Annotated in this window: 1 protein-coding gene; it reads right to left on the minus strand. The window is 48.4% G+C overall.

The annotated features are described in order from the left end of the window. Positions 1 to 30: 30 nt before the first annotated feature. On the minus strand, positions 31 to 576 hold a 546-nt coding region (locus ACXAFR_RS27475; RefSeq protein WP_475183395.1), incomplete at its 5' end, for a transposase.

Here is a 576-nt window from a genome sequence, read left to right on the forward strand (position 1 = left end):
GAGCTATAGTCAAATCTGGTGTATGAAGATTTAAGCAGTGGCCTGTTGATCAACCGGTTCTACTTTCTCTCCGTCCTTGAATTTCACTCCCTGGAGTACATCCGCCAGCAGCTTAAAGCCGCGTAGCCGATACCAATTTTTCTCTGCTGTAGTGAGCAGTTTGTACGCCATCGATAGCGTCGTTAATCGGCTACCACAATTCTTAGTTTTGTTTGTTCGTAGTCGCACCGTGGCAAAGACAGATTCAATTGGGTTTGTTGTGCGCAGGTGCGCCCAGTGCTCTGCTGGAAAATCATAAAATGCCAGCAGTTCAGGCTTGTCTTTCGCCAAACAATCCATTGCGCCTTGGTACTTTGGGCTAAACCGCTTTAAACAATTGTCAAACGCGTTGTAAGCTTCTTCTCTGGTCTCTGCCATCCAGATATCATGTAAAGCCTCCTTCACCTTTGGCTGTACGGCCTTGGGAAGCTTGTTCAATACGTTGCCCGTTTTGTGCACCCAGCAACGTTGTTGAGCCGTTTCTGGCCAACGCTTGCCAATCGCTTTCCAAAAGCCTAGGGCACCATCTGCTACGGC

Source organism: Pseudomaricurvus sp. ABR4_320 (assembly GCF_056159445.1).